Here is a 21,222-nt window from a genome sequence, read left to right as displayed (position 1 = left end):
CCCACATCGTGTGGGCAATGTGGGAAGCGAGCGGCCTGGAGTGGAGATCCACACCGTTCTGCTGGCCAAAAATTTTATCTTACCTTTTAAGAAAACTTGGTTATCGCCAAGCCTCAGGTGGCGAAAGCCTAAGCCCGACTTATACTATCTTCCTTTGAGAGCATCAGCGAAGTCATAAATTCTGATAGTATAAAAAACGGATGCTCCACGAGGAGCATCCGTTTATATATAAATAAGCCTTATTCTTTTTTGTCATCTTCAGATGGGGCATCGGCTTCTGGAGCATCTGACGTTGTGCTCTCACTTGCCTGTTCACCTTCATCTTTTTTATTAATATTGACTTTAACATCATTTTCAAGCTGGCGGCGCTTTGACTTCGGCTCGATCAATTCACCCGTGTCCATCAAAGCGTGAATTTGATCGGCTTCCAGCGTTTCCACCTTAAGCAATGTTTGGGCCATGAGTTCTAGCTTATCGCGTTTTTCAGTAAGGATTTGCTTACAGCGTTCATAGCATTCCTTAATAATGCGTTGCACTTCAGAATCAATTTCATAAGCAATCGCATCGCTATAGTTAGGCTCATTCTGAATATCACGCCCAAGAAAGACTTGACTGTTTTGGCTCTGACCAAACTGCATCGGGCCGAGTTTTTTACTCATTCCAAATTCAGTCACCATTCGACGTGCTATACCCGTTGCCTTCTGGAAGTCATTCGATGCCCCTGTGCTCACATCGCCAAAAACAATTTCTTCGGCGACACGACCGCCGAGCAGCCCAATAATTTTTTCGAGCAATTCTGGCTCTGTTAAGAAGAAGCGATCTTCTTTAGGCAATTGTACAGCATAACCGCCGGCTTGACCTCTAGGAATAATCGTTACTTTATGCGTCGATTCTGCACTTGTTAAAGTAACACCGATAATCGCGTGACCAGATTCGTGATAAGCCACAATATCGCGTTCCTTCTTGGAAATCACTCGACCTTTTTTGGCCGGACCAGCGATGACGCGTTCAACAGCTTCATCAATATCTTCCATGTCAATGGCTTTTTTGTCTTGACGAGCTGCAACAAGCGCCGCTTCGTTCAATAGATTTTCCAGATCAGCACCTGAAAAACCAGGTGTTAAACGGGCAACTGTTGCGAGATCAACATCAGGAGATAACGGTTTATTTCGCGCATGGACCTTAAGGACATCTTCACGGCCTTTAACGTCTGGACGGTTGACAGGAATCTGTCTGTCAAAGCGGCCAGGTCTTAGAAGCGCCGGATCGAGAATGTCTGGTCTGTTGGTCGCTGCGATAATAATGATACCTTCATTGGCACCAAAACCATCCATTTCTACAAGCAATTGGTTCAGCGTTTGTTCACGCTCATCGTGACCACCACCAAGACCAGCGCCACGTTGACGACCAACCGCGTCGATTTCATCTATAAAGATAATACATGGAGCATTTTTCTTTGCATTTTCAAATAAATCTCTAACACGCGATGCACCGACACCGACAAACATTTCTACAAAATCAGAACCACTGATTGAGAAGAAAGGTACGCCAGCTTCACCAGCAACAGCTCGTGCCAATAAAGTCTTACCAGTTCCTGGAGGCCCGACTAAAAGCACACCTTTTGGAATGCGAGCTCCTAACGCTGAGAATTTGCGTGGATCTTTTAGGAATTCTACAACCTCAACAAGCTCTTGCTTTTCTTCGTCAGCTCCAGCTACATCTCTGAACTTGACCTTTTTCTTCTCCTCGGAATACAGGCGGGCCTTGCTTTTACCAAAATTCATCACACGGCCGCCGCCACCTTGGGCTTGATTGATCAAGAAGAATAGGAGGGCAAAGATGATAATGAATGGCAAAATAGAGATGATAGTACCTAACCATCCTCCAGATTGTTCAGGAGCAGAGAAATCTAAATCTGTTTTTTGATCGATAGCATCAAGAGTATTGTCTGTTCCAGGCACAAAGGTTTTAAACGCCTTTTCAGTTCCTTTTGTTTTGTACTGGCCATCTGCAGAGAAAACATTTCCACCCTGAGGCTGCAATTTAACGCTTGTAATTTCATTTTTATTTAAATGCGATTGAAATTGACTGTAGGTCATTTTTTCGACCTTACTATGCGAGCCATTCAGAAATGTAACAATACCTATAATGACTAAAAATATAAGTAACCATACTATGGTATTTCGAAAATATCGACTCATCCCTTACCTCCTCCCACGTTTAAAGGGGAACCATATTTTATAGTAACATAACAAATTTATGGGTCACAAGAAATTAGCCACGCTTAAATGGATATTCGTTCGATATAACTATACTCTTTCCAAAATTGGACTATCCATTATAAACTTCTGGTTTTAATATGCCTATATAGGGAAGGTTTCTATACCTTTCAGCATAATCTAATCCATAACCCACGAGAAAAGCGTCAGGCACCGTGAAACCTGTTAAATCTGGAACAAGGTCAACCTTGCGACCTGTCGGCTTATCTAAAAGCGTCACGATTTTAATGCTTTTCGCCTTTCTATATTTAAAAAGATCAACAAGATAACTCAATGTTAATCCGCTATCAATGATATCTTCTACGATAACGATGTCACGTCCCTCGACGGAAGTGTCCAAATCCTTAATGATTTTTACTTCACCTGAAGAGACCGTAGAATTACCGTAGCTTGAAACATCCATGAAATCAATTTCTAAGTGGACATCCACGCGTTTGATCAAATCAGCCATAAATGGCATGGCCCCTTTTAAAACACAAATCATTAACGGAAAACGTCCTTCATACTCTTTTGATAGTGACTCGCCAAGTTCTTTGATTTTCTTTTGCAGTACGTCTTCTGAATAAAGTATTTCCTGTAAATCGTCCTTCATGAATAGGTCCTCCCAAATGCACTTGCTTCAATTGTCAGCTTTAAAAAACACGTTGTTTCTGAGGTTGTCTTATAAATATCCGCACGACGTAAGTATGGAATCCACAGGATCGCATCGTTCTCATCAACGATCAGTGGCCAACGCTCTCTATCCATATGATTAATTTTATGATCTATAAAAAGATCTTTGACCTTTTTTGTTCCGTTCATTCCTAAAGGCTGAAAACGATCGCCCGGCCGCCTCAACCGGTAATAAATCGAACCCTTAAGCTGATGTAAATCACAAATGTATTCATTTGGCTTCAGAGCACGCGATGGATATGTATGTATAATCTCAGCTAATATATTCCCTATATCAGTAGGCGTCATTCCAGGAATCAGAAGCGGCACCCTTTGATTAAACTGTTGCACGATCATCCCTTTGTCAAAAGAAAATCGACAAAGATCATAAGAGCGTTTAACCAAAAGACCTTTAGGGAGATGCTTTTCACCAGAAGCCTTGGTTTCCCGAAGCCAATAGAGTAAATCTTCAATATGTATAGATTGGTGATCCGCATCGATATTAGCATGATTATATAGATAGTTTAATATTAGATGAATGATTCTCCTTTGTAAAGGAATGGGCGTGTCAATTAATCGACGAATTGAAATTGACACACGGTCATTATCATATTCGACAAGAACAGATTGGAAACGTTCCTTTGCCAGCTCATCTAAATAGAGCGCATCGTCGCGAATTTTCTCGCTATCTTCCTGAAATCTTAAGTGCACAAGAGGATTCTCTTTTTTCAAAAAAGGAAGGACATATTTTCTAAAACGGTTTCTTGTAAAGGCTTCAGAGCTATTACTTGGATCAATTCGCGGATCAATGCCTGCTCTTTTACAATAATCTAGAAGCTGCTCCTTCGTCACAGTTAAAAAAGGGCGGATGATTTGCCCACACGCGAAATCCCTTTTAACCGGAATACCAGCCTTAGCTGTGCCAAAACTCCCCCTGACCTGTCGCATGAGCATCGTCTCAATTTGATCGTCACCATGGTGAGCCAAAGCGAGGACATCGGCACGCCAGGTTTCCATGACCTCTTCAAATACCTGATAGCGCCCCTTCCTTGCAGCAACCTCTACACTTAGGCCCTCTTCCTTTTGAATGTGGGGAACATCGACACTTCTGCCCTCAAACTCAATGGCCTGCTGATCACAATAATGTCGCACATATAGAAGGTCGGCCTTTGCTTCTTCACCTCTGAGCTGATGATCAATACTACATGCTATAATTTTAATGTGCCAAAGGTATCGCCTTTGATGCAAAAAATGTAAAAGAGCCATGGAATCTGGCCCGCCAGATACACCAACGATTACGGTCGCACCTTTTTGGATCAGGGCATGCTTCTTAATAAATTGCTCCACCATGGTCTCCACGGTAGCTTCCACCTTTTTGTTTGAGACTTTCTATCCACCTAGAAGAATAGAAAAAGAAATCCTACATGTCAAACCATAGCCCTTGTAAAGTGTAGGGATATTGATTACATGATAAAAAGTGCGACATACAGGGTATAAGCCAATAATATGATACTGACTAAAAGAAATGTGCCTTTCCATTCTGCTTTCTTTTTTGACTTCCTTTTAGTCACCTGATTCTTTGTTATACGTTTAGCTTCACTTTGGGTTTCATTTATTTTTTTTAATAATGCCTTTCTCATTTGTTCAGCTGTTGAAAATTTCCCATACAGAGCTTGTGTAATCACATCGGCATAGGGGGCTAGTTTTCGGTGTGATTGAATATATCTGATTAAATTTTTTTCAGGATCCTGTCCCTTTTCCATCCTGCGCCCTTCAGCAGCATTAACAAAAATCATGGCGACCGCAAATAAATCATAAGAAGGCTCTGCCTTACGAGTGCCAAAGCCCCAATAGCCACGATCAAAAAACTCCGTATACTCTTTAATTGAACGCCCCATTTGCGTTGTGCCGCCAACGTCCAGCCAGCGGATTTTTAACGGAGGACCGGTCACTACTAAATTATCCGGCTTCAAATCCCCAAACACCCATCCAGCTTCATGTAATCTCCCGAGATCCTTTAACAGCTGCAAAACGAAAATTGCCGCCCATTCAAAGCCTCTCACGCGAATGCAGTCTAATAAAGGCGTCCCATTAATATATTCCATTGCATAAAAGGCATATGCCCCTTTTTTTGTTACCCAATCATCGACATCATATAAAGAAGGCCCTAGGGGTTCACCTTGGACCTTGGAAAATTTATTTAAGACATTGACCTCAGAAGTGACACCGGCATTATCAAAACCAAATTTCAAAGCCACTCTACCGTACTCTGAATGAGCAAGAAAAACTGTACCTCTCGCACCATAACCTAATGGCTTAATGATTTGATACTGCTTTTGATGCCACTTCCCAACAATGATGGTTCCAGGTGTGAACTTAATCGTTTGCTTCTTCGATAGGTGCTCCGTCATAAGCCGCTAAGTCCCTTCTCGATCGTTTGTCGAAGCTTTTTAAAGCCTCTTTAAGTGCTGGACCAGTTGGTGTAATGCCTCCAGAAGCCAGCTTAGAAAACACATGGCTAATTGAATCTATTTTAGGTGTCCAGGATAAAAGTTTATCAATGGGTTTGCGCTTACCGGGAAATGCATAGAGACAAAATTGATTGCTCCCCATCCTGGAATTAAGACTAATAGATAAATCAAGCAGTGCCTCATGAACTGTCGGCAGCTTCTTCTCCATACTGGCACTTGTATCAACGAGAATACAAACTTCTAGATTAACAGTTTCACCAAGCTCGTCCACCACTTCCATGACTTGACCTCGTTTTTCAGGTGGTAGGTCATCCATGGACTCGCTATCACCTAATATCTGTTGAAGCTCTTGATTAATCACACCCTGAATAGTCTGTGTCATCGCCTGTCTCGTTACCATTTGTACCGTTTGTGATAATTGCTTTGTGTGGACGATTTGACTGATGCCCCCTCCAGCTAAAGCAATATCCTCGACTTCCTGAATACCGCCGTCCATGGTTTGATCCTCACTGACAACTCCGATAACGTTCACTGCAATGCCTTGTTCTTTGGCTAGAGCTGCAATCGCTGATGGATCCTCACCTTGGTTAGAACACCCATCGGTTATTAATAGAATTTGTTTCAATCTACCCTTTTTCATTTCTGTCACCTCTCTTAGCTTCATCTTCGACAGAAATGTGCCATTGTATACGCATGACTTATTGCGCTTTAGACATCTTCTTATGATCGTGAGAATAGGTTGGAATGGCTGCCCATTTTGGCGTATGGTGTTGAATTCTAGAAACGACGATAGTCATATCATCCTCAATCGCTCCGTCGCTAGAACGAATTACTTCTTCTAACAATACATCAGCAATCTCTTGGGGATGCTCTGTTTTTAATTCTTTGATTTTACGCTTAATCCACATCTCCGTGTTCTCTACATGGCGTGGTGCCTCGAGTATGCCATCGCTCATCATAATCAACAAGTCTCCAGCCTTCAGCTGTTCGTCCACCACCTCGACATCAAAATCTTGGATAATCCCCATCGGAAGATTACCCGCTTCAATCATCATGACTTTGTTCCCTCGTTTAACAAAGCTTGGATTTGACCCTATTTTCAGAAATTTAGCCCGAGCATTTTGTAAATCAACCATGACCAGATCGAGCGTTGAAAAAATTTCATCCGTTGATCTTAATGAAAGGATGGAATTAATCGATTTGATTGCGATGGTCTCATCAATCCCTGATTTTAAAACCTTAGAAAGAAGCTTAAGCGTCTCATAGCTTTCCACGTGTGCTCTTTCACCATTGCCCATCCCATCACTAATGGCTAAAGCATACTTTCCACCACCGAGTTCAAATGTGGAATAATTATCACCTGAAATCCAGCTTCCTCCTTTTGCGGTATGTGCCACACCCGTTTCAATTTCATATGCTTTTGCAGAACCAAAGGTCACCAGTCCATAACCATTGACCACATCTGGTTCCACTCGTTTTTTTATAACAATAGATTCACCAAGAATATCAGATAAGATGGGCGCAATCACCTTCTCACTCTCTCCATGATCGTCCCTTGGTATTGTCATATCAATATCTACTGAGCCTTCCTCCAGGTTATAGATATCGACATTTTCAACATCTAACCCTATTTCTTGTAGCTTAAACAGGATCTGCTCCTCTTGCTGTTGATGAGTATCTCGCTCTCGCTGAATTTCCTTCGCAAAGTCTCCCATCACTTGTGAAACACCCATTAACTGATCAGCAACAAGTCGGCGGCTTTCTTGCATGGAGTGTTTGAATTTAATCTTTTCTTTAAAATGCTGCTGTTCCTCATAAATCACATCGACAACCTTTTCAGGTTTAATACAATGGTGCATCCAATCCCTGCGCAGCTTGGCACTCTTTATCATCGGCTCCTCCTTTGTTTCCTGCATGATAGCATTCATGTATCCATAGGTTTTATCAAAATTTTTTATCCAACAGTACTCTTTTTTAAAGCAGTGCTGACAGGTTTTTTCCGTAACATCACTCAAAAAGACGTCGACCTGATGCTCTTGATCTTCTGAATTGGTCGTCGGTTGATGATTAAAGCTCGTTGAGAGCGCTTGGAATAGACTAGAAAATTGCTCGACACGACTCGCCGTCACATCGCGAATCTTTTTCAAATATTGCTGCTGCTGTTGCTGATATTCTTTAGTGCCAGGAATAAATGAAGCCAACCGAGAAAGCAGCACTCGCGGCGTCAATAAAAAGAGAACAAAAGCAATTATAGATTCTGCGGTTGTATTAAATAATTGGTTATAGCCTTGTCCATATAAACCGATGAGAAGCGTCCCAATAATAAGACCAAATCCAACGCCCCACCTTTTCCCTTCTTTTAATAAGCCACCTAGTAAACCGGAGAAGGCGAGCAAACTCATTTGAAATAATCCCGCAACATTGGCCAAACTCATAATTAATCCGACAACGACACCAACTGTTGCCCCAATAGCTGCTCCACCGACATAAGCAAATACTAAAACAGAGTAGCGTGTTAAAACATGATCTAAAGCCACTCCGTGGTAGCTCAATCCCATCGTTCCAGTCAGTGTTGAAGCCAGTAAAATGATAAAGCAAATGATTTCTTCTGTTTTCAGCGCTCGTTTGCGTGTCTTTGTCGTAAAAAGGGGCATGCTCTGAAGAAAAATCAGACATAACAGGAAAGAAAGCCCGGCCTCTACAATGGCTAGCATTTCTTGTGTTGGAATAAGCGTGCCGTTTCTAAAGACATCAAAGCCGAGCCTACTGATAATCCCTGCAGCAAAAACAATGTAGGGCAGTAATCTGGCCTCTTCCCTGTTGGAAACCCTGACGACCCCTGCTCTTAAAATCATATAAACCACAAGGGAAAGGACAGTAAACAGCGTTTGCCAGCCGGATAAGGTGATCGCTCCTAAAAGTGTGGCAAAAAAGGCTAAAAATCTTCTTTTGGGTCTTAGCAAACCGACCGTGGCAAAAAAGGGGAGGATAAACGGTGTCAAATTCGTCAGGATCATCGCCCTTCCAAATAGAACACCGATCACAAGGCACATCGCTTCCCAGCTTGTCAGTCCCTGTACAATTTTTCTCATTGCCTTTTTGAAGAACCCCTGCTTCAAGGTGTCTTCCGACTTGGGACTCCCAATGACTCTTGGCTGTTGAATTGAACCATTCACATTACTCATTTTCCTCGCACCACCCATAATGTAATAGTGTATGTTCAATTTAAACACATCATGCCTTCGTATTTTGTCAAAAACACAGAGCCTGTCTTAAAAACTCTTCGACGGCTTTCTAGGCAGCTAAACAAATTATGCTAAAATCATGAAAGGGCTTTAATGCCAGCAGCAAAGCTTTGCTAAATGAAGGACAAATGAGCGCTCAGTGGATAGACTTACATTCTCCCGTCATTTCGCGACACGACAGGCGCTTTAATAAAAGGCTATGTTAAGACAAACCGAATCAATTATTGAGCTTGAGAGATTATTCAACCATGGATTAAAATTAAAGACATGTCATTTGCAATGCCCCTCCGAATAATTGCTTTATCCGCAATAAGAAAAACCGGGCGAAGAGCATGCCCGGTCCTTGTCCTTAGTATAGAGCATCAGCCAATATGAAAGAGGCTTCATTGCCTGGTCAAGTGGAATGGAGCGCAAGGCGCGAGATTCGGAACACTCTAACATCGTGTGTTCCTCGGGCGCCACTGACTCATGCTGCGGAGACTAGAGTCCTGCGGGAAGTGGGAGATCGGTAAGACCTTAGCAGTACGCAGGCGCGCGGGGGCTTACCACTCCCCCGCGGAAAGCGAGCGGCCTGGAGCGGAATCGCGCACCGTCCTCATGAACAGAATTTTTCTTATCTTTTTAGAAAACTTGGCTTGCACCACTTCGCTGGTACTCCTGATGTGATTTTTGCCAATCACACACTTAGGGTTCCCGCAAGCCTTAGAAGGCGAAAGCCAAAGCCCGCCTTATACTCTCTTCCTTTATGAGCGTCAGCGAAGTTATAAACTCTGATAAGTATAAAAAACACCTCATCCTCACGGATCAGGTGTTGAGCGTTAATTTATTATAATAATGGCAGCAAGCGGTTAGCCTCTTCTCGCACCGCGTCCTCCCCGTTTTGATTCTGTTTGTTTCTTTAACGTGGATAATCGATCTTCACTGTCTTTCAAAAACTTGCTCATCTTGTCCTCGAAAGTTAAATCCTTGCGAGGTCTTCTTCCTTTTGGAGGCTTGGGTGATCTTGTTGTCTTCGGACGATCAACAGCTTTACGAATGGATAATCCTATCTTCCCATCATCACCAACTTGAAGGACTTTGACTGTCACTTCATTCCCTACCTCTAAAACTTCTCGGATGTCCTCTACATACTTATCTGCTACTTCACTAATGTGAACAAGGCCCGTCTGACCTTCAGGGAGTTCCACAAATGCTCCAAAATTAGTAATGCCTGTGACCTTCCCTTGCAATTTGCTGCCTACTTCAATCGACATTAAAGATTGCTCCTCCTAGAAAATTGTATTTCCATTTCATTTTATTATACAAAAGAAAAAATGAGCAAGTCAATGTTTGTCCTTTTCAGGAGAAGCAAAAATAATTTCACCATTTTTTGACATATAATATTCTGAGCGAGCAATCTTGCTTAGATAGTCATCATCATGCAGCAATTTAACCTGTTGCGTCAAATGCTTCTGTTGCTTCTGAACATCTGTTAATTGTTGGTGCAATTGCTGGTTATTTGCTTCTACCTTTTCCTTCTGCTGAGATTGGGAATGAAAGACCGAAACAAAGCCGCTGATCATCAAGATTAAAAACACGGCAAAGACGACCAACCGTTTAATGAGGTTCCTTTTTCTTCTATTAAGTGCTTTATCATAAACTTCTTTAGATGCTATGTAATCCTTGCGGATAGTTGTCACACTGGACGCTCTCAAGCTATTCACCTACCTAAATTTTCCGATCAAAGCCTCTATTGTCTGTCTGAACGTTTGAATGAGTTGTCCTATTTTCCTTCTCCATGATGAAGGAATCACGAGCTTAAGGATGAATTTTATTGGGGTAATAATAACCGTCAAAATAAAGAGTAGCACAACGATAAAGATTCTACTTACCATCTTAAACAATTGATAGAGAAGCTTCAATAGGAATTTAGTCGGATGAACAAAAAAAATAAATATTATCCGTTTAATAAGACGTCCAATCCTGACAAAAAGTCGAATTATAAAATCTAAACACCGCTCGTAGATGGTCTCAAATAAGGCTTTATAAGCAGCAAAGCCACAAACCAAGGCCAGCAAAATATAAAAGCGAATCTCCCCTTGATTCACTGTTAATAGCACGTAAAAAATCAGGAGTCCTTGCACGACCCAAAAGAAGACGTCTGTAAGAAGGGTTACCCATTGCCATTTTTTCTCGGGTTGGATGAGACGATGGTAGGTGGATAGTGCCAGCCCAATCCATCCTCCCATCGCCGTCATCGCAAGCATCGTTGCAAATTGTTCTGAGAGTGTCATCTAAATAGTTTGCTAAGAAAACCCTTAGCCTGTTCTCCGTCTTGGTCATCAAGATAACTAATATCAAATATTCTTCCTTCAATGGCAACAAGACCCTGGTCTACACTGAGATTTTGCATTTTCAAGTTAACGCCTTTGATCGCGAGATATCCCATTACCGTCTCGAGCAGAAACTCTTCATGGTCAAAGCTTTCCACATGTTTGACGCCAGTGATCTCGATCTTCTTACGACCTCTCATTACAATATCATGATTGGGTTCTTGTCTTTTATTATTCAAATTATTTGAAGGATAGTATTGATTATCCATAGTCATCCCCCTCTCCTTGTCCTAATCCTATGAGGGAAAGATGCATTTTAGAACGCTTGAACAGACTTAAATCGCAAAAGGGGGGCCATGATTTGCTTAAAACAATAATGGCGCTTTCTTAGCGCAATAGCGAGTACACCTCATTTTTGTTAATGATTAATAGGCTCCTCACTTAAAACTTCATAGAGTGAATGCGCCTCTTCCTTTTTGGCAGCCTCTTGGATGTCCATAACTTTTACTTTCAAATGTCTCTGTCCAAACCGGATGGCTAATTCATCACCGATTTGCACCTCAGCACCAGCCTTTGCCGCGCGTCCGTTAATCATCACACGACCTTGATCGGCTAGCTCCTTTGCGACTGTTCGCCGCTTAATTAATCGTGAAACCTTTAAAAATTTATCTAAACGCATGTACTATTTCACTGCTTCCTTCAGTTTATTTCCAGCACGAAAAGCGGGAACAGTCGAAGCTGGGATATCAATTTCTTCACCTGTTTGAGGATTTCTACCTTTTCTACTTGACCGCTCTCTCGTTTCAAATGTACCAAAACCGACAAATTGGACCCTGTCCTTTTCCCGTAATGCTTCTGTTACCTCTTCAATGACACCATTGATTACTTTGTCTACATCACTTTTGCTCAGCCCTGTTTTCACAGAAATATTGTCGACGATTTGTTGTTTGTTCATTTGTATAGCCTCCTTCAGACTAAATGATTTTTTCTGAGTCTCTTTGACTCTACTCTTATCCAAATAGTTCTTCGACCATTGCTAAAAATCCTTTATTTCTATTCATTTTTCTTCACTTTTTCCCAAAGCTCATCCATTTCCTTTAAATTCATAGTAGATAAAGAGTGCCCCATTTCGACCGCCATGGTTTCCATCCCAGATAATCGCTTCATAAATTTTTGATTGGTTGCCTGTAAAGCTAGGGACGGATCGATCTTATAATGGCGCGATAAATTTACCAATGAAAATAAAACATCACCAAGCTCCTGTTCTAACTTTTGCTTGTCCTCATTCCGCACTTCTTGTTGAACCTCTTTCAATTCCTCAGCAACCTTTTCCCAAGCCACTTGGGGATCTGACCAATCGAAACCGATCTGAGCCGCTTGCTTTTGCAGTTCATTAGCCAGCATAAGAGGCGGCAAGCCCTTTTCAATAGAATCGAATAAATGCTCGGAAGCTGTTCCGCGCTCCTGCGCCTTGATAGCTTCCCACCTTGCACTGACTTCTTCCGCTGTCTCAGCTGTCTCTTCACCAAAAACATGAGGATGGCGGCGAATCATTTTTTCCGTTAAAACGCGCATCACATCTTTAATATCAAAGTAACCCTCATCTTCACCGATCTGAGCATGAAGCATCACTTGTAACAAAACATCCCCAAGCTCCTCAGCAAGATGATCATCGTCTCCTTCCTCAATGGCTCCAATCACTTCAAAGGCTTCTTCGATGAGATATTTCCGTAACGATTGATGCGTCTGCTTACGATTCCACGGACAGCCTTCAGGCCCTCGAAGCTGTTTAATCACCTTTCGAAGGGTGGAAAAGCGACCATAAAGAAGGGATTCATCTGTCACCGGCGGCACATAAACACTCGTCAAATTATCCACGGCATCGATACACCGATCAAGCTCAAATAAAGGCAGCTTAATGATTTGCTGATCGCTATTACCAACTGATCGAACAATCATAACCTCATAATCTGCAGGGAGTCTCTCCATTAACGACAGTTTAACCTCTGACGCCATAAAAGCGTCATAAACCTGACAAATAATCGTGTGATGAGTTAAAGGCAACTGGTCAGCATCTAAATCCAGTGCATCACAGAAATAAAAGCCATCAATGGGATCAATATTTAATGCGGTAAATAATGGATCAATGAAGCTTTGCCCGCCCTTAACATTGACCTTTACCCGTCCTTGCTCTGCAGCCTCTAAAAGCAACTGTACGGTTTTTTCTGCGACCATAGGATGCCCGGGCACTGCATAAACCACATCGCCTTCCTCCGACTCTAAAGCCAACCGGTCAACAATGGCTTGATAAACCGAGTCAAAATCCTCATGTTTTATATATAATTCATCAAAGGAATGGAACGAGAGCTCCTGTTTCAAATCTGAGATAACGGGATGTTCTGCCGTTCTAACAAACAGACGCTGACTTGTCTTTAGCTGATTATAAATCCCAACACTCAGTTGGTTGACATCTCCCGCGCCTAAACCTACTACGTTGATAACTCCAGTCATTAGTCAAATTCCCTCCTTTAATCTACTTCTTTAAAAATAACCGTCCTAACACTTTACCGCCAGGAAAATGCTGCAAATCTTTTTCATCTAGCAAGCCACCCCGCATCACCCATAATAAGAAAACGACCGCGCCCCATCCAACACTTGTAACGACAGTGACACCAGCCCCTAACCGACCGCCATCTGGAAGCCCCCAGAGATACAAGACGAATTTCCAAAGAAACACAACGATAAACATAGAGAGGAGCCCATAAATTAAAATGACATATTCCCTCGCGTAGAAAAAGCGAACCTGACAATAGATCTTCAAGCGCAGCATAATGATCAGCGCCAATCCCCCTAAACTTATGGCAGTGGCTAACGCTGCTCCGAAGATCCCTAAGGGTGGCACTAACAGTCCATTCAAGCCTAGCTTAATGGCCGCCATAATGATCAGGTAAATAATTGGCTCCCATACGCCTCGAATCCCTTGGAGCATCGTTGAGCCAATAATGACAATCGAGGCACTTAAAATATTGATACACATCACAGCAAGTGCCCATGTCCCTGAATGGTCTTCGAATAAAAAGAGATTGGTCTCTTTAATGATAAAGAGTAAGCCAAATGCCGCTGCTGCGCCAAAAATGATGGTCAACCGCATGGGCTGTTTTAACTGATCATTATAGTCGCCTCTACTGCCCATTCCCTTCAATTTGGCAAAAACCGGAACAGAAGATGTTGCCAAAGCGACTGCCGTTGACATCCCCATTTGTATAAAGGGAAATGACCGATCATAAACCCCTTTTAATGTTTTCGCAGAATGCCAATGTGTATGTAAGAATGGCACAAGACTAAGTGTATCAACAAACTGAAAAGTCACTAAAGCCAGTGATGCAATCGTGTAAGCAAAGCCCTCAGACAAAAGCCGCATAGCGACCTGACCATTCCATTGCCTTTTCACAGAAAATCTTAGCTGTTCCTTTTCTTTCAGAGCAAACCAAAACAAGATCAGTGTAGAAGCCAGTGGGGCGATCATCGATCCAAACGCTGCGGCTGAGCCAAAGACATAGGGTCCGGCACTTTGCCTAAAGAGCCAGAAAGATAACCCAAGAATCAGTCCTACTCTAAGCGTTTGTTCAGCAACCTGGGATACCCCTGTCGGCTTCATGTTCAATCGCCCACCTTGGAAATATCCTCTGAGAATGGCAATAAACGGTCCCCATAAAAAGATAAAAGATAAAATGCGCAAGGGACGGACGAGTTGTGTATCCTCCATCAATCGCGAGATGAAAGGTGCTCCAAGAAAGCTCACAAGAAACAGAAAACAAGCAAGTCCTGACAGTACCTTGATCGCCGTCGCAAGGATCACTTCTACCCCCTGCCTGTCCTGTCTACTCTGCGCCTCAGCTATGATTTTCGATAGCACAATAGGAAAACCAAACCCTGCCATAGTTGTTGCCAAAGCGTAAAAAGGATAAACTTGTTGATAAACATAAAACCCTACATCTCCCGCCAAATTTTGGTAGGGCAGACGATACACCGCACTCAACACTTTAATAATCAAGGCGGCAAACGCTAGTATAAACGTTCCACGCCAAATACTTCTTTCCATGTATCAATCACTCTCAATTCTAGAGTGATTATACCATATAAGAAACACATGCCTTCAGTATTTGGAAAACCAGGCATTATGAAAGGCAACTCTTTATAATCCCTAACTTATTTCTTTCTGATAGAATAAAGAAGCTGACCCCAAAGCGTCATGTATTTGACGTTGGTGTCAGCCTTGTTAATTTCTATGAATTAATGCTCCATTTGTCTTGCCAGAAAACCCGCTGCAGTCTCTGCCAACTTTGCCTCAACATCCCCGATATCTTCGTGATCTTTTGCAATAAGGAGGACCGCACCTATGGGGTCTCCTCCAGCGATAATCGGTGCAATAACATAGGCTCCAGGATCACTTAGATGATCAACCAGTTCACCTTTACCGCTGTTTTCTTTAATCGTTGTACGATTTTCCATCGCTTTTTCTACATCTGACCCAATGCTTTTCTGTAAATATTCCTTCTTGGGGCCACCGGAAACAGCAATGATTTCGTCACGATCGGCAATCAATACCAATCGGCCGGAGTTTTCTGCTAATGAATCCGCATACTCTTGAGCAAAATTGCCAAGCTCGCTAATTGGAGAATATTTCTTTAAAATCACTTCTCCATCGCGATCAACAAAAATTTCGAGTGGGTCCCCTTCGCGAATACGCAGAGTGCGTCGAATTTCTTTGGGAATAACGACACGACCTAAATCATCTATTCTTCGTACTATACCAGTTGCTTTCATCTCTGATGCCTCACTTTTTAAATGTATTAGGAAAGATGATTCCATTTTCTTCTGCTTTTAGTATTTGCGAAGTTATCCTTTCTATACACAAAAAGGCTCAACTGACACTCGCTATTTTTGTTTGGTTATTATAGATATCGTTTAATATTTTATAAAGCTGCTCCAATTGTTGGCTATTATCTTTCGTGGCGATATAACGCGTCACCTTGATTTTTTCGCCTTCTGTCCCTAAGCCCGCCTCACGACCATACTCACTAATGGCCTCAAAAAGCTTATAGTTATCCAACTGCTTAGAGCCTTCTTCAGAAAATAAAATGACGTAGCCCTTCTCGTTATCATCGATGCTCTCAATCATGAGCTCATTCGCTAATGCTTTGATCCTGGCTACCGTAAATAAATCACTTACTTCTCTCGGATAGTCACCAAACCGGTCGACAAGCTCTTCTTGAAGCTCCATCACTTCATCTAAGGAAGCAACCGTACGGAATTTTTTATACATATCAATTTTTTGTAAGGAATCGGAAATATAGGACTCCGGAATATAGGCATCAGCTTCAATATTTAAATTAACATCTTTTTGTACCGTTTCATCTGTTGTACCTTTTCTCTCTTCTACGGCTTCCTTCAGCATTTGTGTATAGAGATCAAAACCAACAGAGTCAATAAAGCCATGCTGCTGGGCACCAAGAAGGTTCCCTGCCCCCCGTATGGATAAGTCTCGCATCGCGATTTTAAAGCCTGAACCAAGCTCTGTGAATTCCTTAATAGCCTGTAGACGCTTTTCAGCCACTTCATTCATGACTTTATCCTTTTGGTACGTAAAGTAAGCATACGCCACGCGGTTCGATCGACCAACACGTCCCCTGAGCTGATAAAGCTGCGAGAGTCCCATTCGATCTGCGTCATAGACAATAAGGGTATTAACATTGGGAATGTCCACACCGGTCTCAATGATCGTCGTTGATACTAAAACATCGTAATTGCCTTCTAAGAAGTCAATCATCACGGCTTCAAGCTCATTTTCCTTCATCTGTCCGTGAGCATAGGCCACACGCGCATCAGGTATAATAGCATCAATTTGATTAGCCATTTGTTGGATGGACTCCACACGATTGTATAGCACATACACCTGTCCACCTCGAGCCAACTCGCGTTCGACGGCCTCACGGACCAGCGCTCCACTGTACTCTGTTACATACGTTTGAACAGGAAAACGATTTTCTGGTGGGGTTTCAATAACTGATAAATCCCTTACCCCTAACATTGACATATGAAGCGTTCTCGGTATCGGTGTAGCTGTAAGCGTCAACACATCGACATTGGCTTTCATCTTCTTAATCTTCTCTTTATGCGTGACACCAAAACGCTGTTCTTCATCGACGATCAGGAGCCCCAGATCCTTAAACACAACATCCTTTGAAAGCAAACGGTGTGTACCAATGACCATGTCCACCGTTCCTTTTTGCAAACCTTTGATCGTCTCCTGTTGCTCTTTGCGGCTTCTGAAGCGATTCAATACGCCAATATTAACAGCAAAATCGGAAAATCTTTCTGTCGCTGTTTCAAAATGCTGTTGAGCAAGAATCGTCGTTGGCACAAGAAAAGCAACCTGCTTGCCTTCACTAATCGCTTTAAAAGCCGCCCTTAAAGCAACCTCTGTTTTACCGTAGCCAACATCTCCACAGAGCAGGCGATCCATCGGACGAATTTTTTCCATATCTTTTTTGATCTCATCAATAGCTTTTAACTGATCCTCTGTTTCTTGATAAGGAAAAGCATTTTCGAACTCTATTTGTTCAGGACCATCAGGCTGAAACGCATGCCCTCTGCTTGCCTCGCGTTCTGCATAGAGCTTAATCAGATCATCAGCAATATCTTGAACAGAGGATTGGGTTTTTCTTTTGACACGCTTCCATTCACTGCCGCCCAATGCATATAGCTTCGGCTCTTTGCCTTCGGAGCCAACATACTTCTGCACCTGATCGATTTTCTCGACAGGAACATAAAGCTTGTCATTCCCCTTATAACGAATGTGTAGATAATCTTTATGGTTCCCACCGACCTCTAAGGTTTCAATACCAATATATCGTCCAATCCCGTGATCGATATGAACGACATAATCACCAACCTTAAGCTCATTGTAGCTTTTAAGACGCTCCGCATTCGATACCTTCTTAGGGCGTCGGCTTACTTTATGCGCTTTGTTTGCAAACACTTCTTTATCTGTAATAACAGCCAGCTTTTGTTGAGATAATTCAAACCCGCCACCAAGTGTACCCACTGTGACATTTAAAGTCCCTTGTGTTGGTCTGGTTTCTGGCTCTACATAATCAGCATCAATATCATAGTCCTTAAATACATTGACGATTTTCTTAGCACGTTCTTTATCATCCGCTAAAAAAACCACAGCATAATGCCCTTTTTGCCAGCGTACACACTCATTTTTAAGGACATTAATCTGACCATGAAAGCTCTGCATCGACCTGCAGGCAACATTCATGATATTTTCAGGTTGAATATAGGGACTATGACGAAGGAATAACGATAAAAATAAAGCCTTAAAGGGCGCGAAAGCATTAAGGTCCGTCCAGCTCTCAGATAAGGTCAAATCAGAGATCATTTCTCCCTTTTCGATCAGCGCTGTGAGCCACTCCGCCTCTTCCTTGTCCAATTGCTCAGCCACTTCTTGTACGCGGCTAATTTCATCGACAACGATTAAAGTCTCTCTTGGAATATAGTTTAGTAGAGTCGCCTTTGTATCAAAATAAAGGCGCATATACTTCATCATCCCTTGGAATGCTGTTTGTTCTTTTAAAGCCTCAATTTCTTGACCTACTGTTTCCGATAAGGTCTCTCTGATGCCCTTATTTTTGATCTTTTTAAGCGTATGGGCCAACCCATCCTCTAATCTTTGGGCAGCCACCTCATATTGCTCGGGAAATAATACGAGCTCTTTTGCTGGCCCTACCATAATATGGTCAATTTTTTCTAAAGAACGCTGCGTCTCACTATTAAACAAGCGAATCGAATCAATTTCATCATCAAACAATTCAATCCGTATTGGATCTGAGCTCGTGTGAGGGTAAATGTCTATAATGCCCCCACGCACGCTATATTGACCAGGCGCGCTAACCATAGCCTCTCTATTGTAGCCAGATGATGTAAGTGTTTTCATTACCTCATCTAAATCAACAGTTTCCCCGACTTGAAAATGCAGACTTGCTCGCTTCCAATAGTCCTTTGGTGACAGGAGCCGCTTGAGTCCAGCTATAGGAACGATGATTAATCCTCTTTTTCCTTGCGCTAAGTGATCTAATACCTCTAGACGCTGTGATAAGAGCTCGGGACTGGCGACAGCGATATCTGATGCAATCAAATCATTCACAGGATATAAGAAAACTTCGGTTTCCTTTTGAAGCCCAGATAGATCATCATAGAGCTTCTGTGCCTGAAATAAGTTATGTGTCACAACTAGAACGGATTGCTGACGCTCTTCATATAGCGAGGAAATATATAAGGATTTGGATGCATTCGTCAGACCAGCGACCAATTGTTGACGCATGCCACTTTTGAAGCCATCAAGTATTGTATTTAAATCCATAAGGTTATCTTGAAAAAATTGTTTTAACCCTAACATTATAGAACCCCCTCCCAGGAAAGCAGAAAATGCCTTGGTCTATAACCAAAGCGTTATTACTGTATAAATGAGTCAAACTGATGCAATTCAGGATTATTTTCTAAAGCCTCCTGACAGTCCTCACAAATAGTAGAAACATTGATATGACCTTGTTCATTATATTTTATAAGCTCTGCGCGCTCTTGATTATTCAACATATCAAAACCCAATTGCGAGGTATCAAACATACTATTTTTTATATGTCCGACTTGCGTGCCGCAATATCGACAATGGTAGAAAACATCCAATGTTTAGCCTCCTAACAATACAATAAGCTAGGAGTAGTATAAACATTACCATTCAATTTTATTCAACGGTTATATTTATTCATGACTTTGTCAAAGGGTTCGCTACACCATTCTCCACAAGCCATTGCTGCTTTTTCAATAACCTCAGCAATGATAGGCTCCTCTTCCTCTGAAAACTTTTGTAGGACATAGTCAATAACGGGCTGCCTTCCATCTGGTCGACCTATTCCTACTCTTGTCCGTTTAAACTCGCTTGTGCCAAGATGTTGAATAATGGATTTCATCCCATTGTGACCACCGGCACTTCCTTTTAAGCGCAGTCTGATTTTTCCTACAGCCAAGTCCATATCATCATAAATGATCATCATATCCTCGATTGGGATCTTAAAAAAATTCATGAATGGAGCAATCGCTTCACCTGACAAATTCATATATGTTAAAGGCTTAACTAAAAGAACCTCTTCTCCTTGAATCTCCCCTTTGCCGTACAGTGCATTGTACTTGGAACGTGACAAGGGGATATTTTCCTTATCAGCAAGCCTTTCTATAACCTCAAAACCTATATTATGCCGAGTATGCACATATTCAGAACCCGGATTGCCTAAACCGGCAATCAATTTCATCGTATTTCCTCCCCCCACAAGGCCAAGATAACACTCTAGACGCCTTATCATATGTTATGGATGTCATCATTACCACTTTATTTATATATAGTTAATATTTGGATGTAAGAGATGGTCTTCTTCCCTTAATAAGAAAACCATTGTCTTTCTCTTTGAAAAACAGGTGCTCCCTAAAAAAGGGTAGCACCTGCTTCAAAGCGATTACTCTTCTTCACCCTGATGAGCTGAGTCCCCTGCATCTGAAGGAGCTTCTGCTTCTGTTTCTTCCACTTCAGGCTCTTTATTAGGCGGTGTAATGGAGATCATAACCTCTTCCCCATCGTCCACTATCTCATAGTTACCGGAATGTTTAATATCCTTCACCTTAAGGACATCACCAATCTTAAGCTCTGAAATATCAATTTCAATCGCCGTGGGTATATCTGCTGGTAGAGCACTAACCGTGACTTCATTCACATTATGTTGAACAACGCCACCTTCTTTTTGCCCAACAGCTTCTCCCACAGTATGGAGAGGAACCACCGCATCTGTTTTGGCCTTCATATCCACCTCAAGAAAGTCTAAGTGGAGAATATTGCCTTTAAGAGAATCCGTTTGAATATCCTGAACCATTGCTGGAAAAGCTTGTCCATCTATTTGCAGTGTAATGACACCGTTTCTACCCACTTCTCGGAAGGTGCGAATCATTTCCCCTTCATCGACTACAATCCCTCGATTACCTACGCTCTTCCCATATACAACAGCCGGGATTTTTCCACTTTTTCTTAAATTCCTAGTGATTGAATGTCTTGAGTTGTCTCTTTCCTTTACATTTAATTCTGCTGGCAAAGCAGACACTCCCTTCTATTCTTCACTATTTCCCACTTTTAAAGATTTTAAAACCATAAACA

The 21,222-nt window shown here is 42.1% G+C and carries 19 protein-coding genes; all 19 read right to left on the bottom strand.

Annotation, left to right across the window (positions count from 1 at the left end; all coding sequences use genetic code 11):
- Window positions 1-239: 239 nt before the first annotated feature.
- Window positions 240-2,201, bottom strand: coding sequence for an ATP-dependent zinc metalloprotease FtsH (ftsH, locus tag IEW82_RS17845; protein ID WP_188698061.1), 1,962 nt, complete (start codon window positions 2,199-2,201; stop codon window positions 240-242).
- 130 nt (window positions 2,202-2,331) lie between these two features.
- Entirely contained in the window at window positions 2,332-2,871 is a 540-nt protein-coding gene (hpt, locus tag IEW82_RS17840) for a hypoxanthine phosphoribosyltransferase (protein ID WP_188698042.1), read from the bottom strand.
- A complete protein-coding gene (gene tilS, locus IEW82_RS17835; protein ID WP_229672760.1) occupies window positions 2,868-4,280 on the bottom strand; it encodes a tRNA lysidine(34) synthetase TilS in 1,413 nt (470 codons plus the stop codon). Before tilS ends, hpt begins: the two co-directional genes overlap by 4 nt.
- Window positions 4,281-4,393: 113 nt before the next feature.
- Window positions 4,394-5,341, bottom strand: a complete 948-nt coding sequence (prkT, locus tag IEW82_RS17830; RefSeq protein WP_188698024.1) for a serine/threonine protein kinase PrkT — start codon at window positions 5,339-5,341, stop codon at window positions 4,394-4,396.
- A complete protein-coding gene (locus tag IEW82_RS17825; RefSeq protein WP_188698021.1) occupies window positions 5,307-6,041 on the bottom strand; it encodes a vWA domain-containing protein in 735 nt (244 codons plus the stop codon). The genes prkT and IEW82_RS17825 overlap by 35 nt, the downstream gene beginning before the upstream one ends.
- 58 nt (window positions 6,042-6,099) lie before the next feature.
- Complete coding sequence (gene spoIIE / locus IEW82_RS17820; RefSeq protein ID WP_188698017.1) at window positions 6,100-8,586, bottom strand: stage II sporulation protein E; 2,487 nt, start codon at window positions 8,584-8,586, stop codon at window positions 6,100-6,102.
- 908 nt (window positions 8,587-9,494) lie between these two features.
- Window positions 9,495-9,899: a S1 domain-containing RNA-binding protein gene (locus IEW82_RS17815; protein WP_188698014.1), complete on the bottom strand. Its 405-nt coding sequence runs from the start codon at window positions 9,897-9,899 to the stop codon at window positions 9,495-9,497.
- Between the two features lie 69 nt (window positions 9,900-9,968).
- Window positions 9,969-10,325: an FtsB family cell division protein gene (locus IEW82_RS17810; RefSeq protein WP_188698010.1), complete on the bottom strand. Its 357-nt coding sequence runs from the start codon at window positions 10,323-10,325 to the stop codon at window positions 9,969-9,971.
- Window positions 10,326-10,349: 24 nt separating this feature from the next.
- Window positions 10,350-10,919 carry a spore cortex biosynthesis protein YabQ gene (yabQ, locus tag IEW82_RS17805; RefSeq protein WP_188698006.1) on the bottom strand — a complete coding sequence of 190 codons (570 nt, stop codon included), beginning with the start codon at window positions 10,917-10,919 and terminating at the stop codon, window positions 10,350-10,352.
- Entirely contained in the window at window positions 10,916-11,227 is a 312-nt protein-coding gene (yabP, locus tag IEW82_RS17800) for a sporulation protein YabP (RefSeq protein ID WP_229672754.1), read from the bottom strand. Before yabP ends, yabQ begins: the two co-directional genes overlap by 4 nt.
- Before the next feature lie 149 nt (window positions 11,228-11,376).
- The gene (locus IEW82_RS17795) at window positions 11,377-11,637 is read right to left on the bottom strand and encodes an RNA-binding S4 domain-containing protein (protein ID WP_188698000.1); all 261 of its coding nucleotides are present in this window, start codon (window positions 11,635-11,637) and stop codon (window positions 11,377-11,379) included.
- A gap of 3 nt (window positions 11,638-11,640) precedes the next feature.
- Window positions 11,641-11,976 carry an HU family DNA-binding protein gene (locus IEW82_RS17790; RefSeq protein WP_268237407.1) on the bottom strand — a complete coding sequence of 112 codons (336 nt, stop codon included), beginning with the start codon at window positions 11,974-11,976 and terminating at the stop codon, window positions 11,641-11,643.
- Window positions 11,977-12,011: 35 nt separating this feature from the next.
- On the bottom strand, window positions 12,012-13,469 hold the full coding sequence (gene yabN, locus IEW82_RS17785) for a bifunctional methyltransferase/pyrophosphohydrolase YabN (protein ID WP_188697994.1): 1,458 nt from the start codon (window positions 13,467-13,469) through the stop codon (window positions 12,012-12,014).
- A 22-nt stretch (window positions 13,470-13,491) separates the two neighbouring features.
- The gene (locus IEW82_RS17780; RefSeq protein WP_188697990.1) at window positions 13,492-15,060 is read right to left on the bottom strand and encodes a putative polysaccharide biosynthesis protein; all 1,569 of its coding nucleotides are present in this window, start codon (window positions 15,058-15,060) and stop codon (window positions 13,492-13,494) included.
- A gap of 191 nt (window positions 15,061-15,251) precedes the next feature.
- Entirely contained in the window at window positions 15,252-15,785 is a 534-nt protein-coding gene (spoVT, locus tag IEW82_RS17775) for a stage V sporulation protein T (protein ID WP_188697987.1), read from the bottom strand.
- A gap of 97 nt (window positions 15,786-15,882) precedes the next feature.
- Window positions 15,883-19,422 carry a transcription-repair coupling factor gene (gene mfd, locus IEW82_RS17770; protein WP_188697984.1) on the bottom strand — a complete coding sequence of 1,180 codons (3,540 nt, stop codon included), beginning with the start codon at window positions 19,420-19,422 and terminating at the stop codon, window positions 15,883-15,885.
- A gap of 56 nt (window positions 19,423-19,478) precedes the next feature.
- Entirely contained in the window at window positions 19,479-19,709 is a 231-nt protein-coding gene (gene fin / locus IEW82_RS17765) for an anti-sigma-F factor Fin (protein WP_188697981.1), read from the bottom strand.
- Between the two features lie 62 nt (window positions 19,710-19,771).
- Entirely contained in the window at window positions 19,772-20,332 is a 561-nt protein-coding gene (pth, locus tag IEW82_RS17760; protein ID WP_188697978.1) for an aminoacyl-tRNA hydrolase, read from the bottom strand.
- A 201-nt stretch (window positions 20,333-20,533) separates the two neighbouring features.
- Window positions 20,534-21,160, bottom strand: coding sequence for a 50S ribosomal protein L25/general stress protein Ctc (locus IEW82_RS17755; RefSeq protein ID WP_188697973.1), 627 nt, complete (start codon window positions 21,158-21,160; stop codon window positions 20,534-20,536).
- Between the last annotated feature and the right edge of the window lie 62 nt (window positions 21,161-21,222).

The sequence above is a fragment of the Pullulanibacillus camelliae genome, assembly GCF_014642655.1.
Lineage (GTDB): Bacteria > Bacillota > Bacilli > Bacillales > Sporolactobacillaceae > Pullulanibacillus > Pullulanibacillus camelliae.
This window is presented reverse-complemented; position numbering and strand designations above follow the sequence as displayed.